A 573-nucleotide genomic window follows, 5' to 3' on the forward strand; every position below is an offset into this window, starting at 1 on the left:
CTCAGTTCGGTTTCATCCACCTGGGAATCGCCGTCGTTGTAGCTCCCCACCAAACGGCCAATCACCTTGCCGCTTTTGCCCAGGTCCCCGCCCACATCGAAGGAGCCTTCGTACTGGTCAAAGCTGCCAGCTTCCAGCACCACTTCATTGGTTTGATCATAGGTCGGTCGCTTGGCGACCATGTTGACCAGACCGCCAGGAGCCACCTGACCGTAAAGCACAGCAGCCGGCCCCTTTAACACTTCCACCCGCTCCAGGCCATAGGCATCGATCTGCGGCGTAGTCCACTGACCACCCCGGGGCATACGCAACCCATCCAGGTACAGATTATTGCTCCAGCTGGAGGCATCGAAACCCCGGATGCGAATATCGTCCACCCGGCTGTCGATACCTTGCCCTTCGGTTTGCACCCCGGCGGTATAACGCACGGCATCCATCACCGTTTCAGAGCCACGGTCATCCATTTCCTGACGGGTGACCACGGAAACGGATTGGGGAATTTCAACAATTTGTGCGTCAGTCTTAGTGCCGGTGGCACTATGCGTCGCCATGTATCCTTGACTCGCCGCCCCC

General features: G+C 58.3%; 1 protein-coding gene. It reads right to left on the reverse strand.

Annotation, left to right across the window (positions count from 1 at the left end; genetic code table 11):
* Nucleotides 1–551 (reverse strand): TonB-dependent siderophore receptor (locus A3730_RS10670; protein WP_156501140.1); only part of this gene is annotated, 551 nt, incomplete at its 3' end.
* Nucleotides 552–573: the final 22 nt, after the last annotated feature.

The organism is Alcanivorax sp. HI0044 (assembly GCF_001634945.1).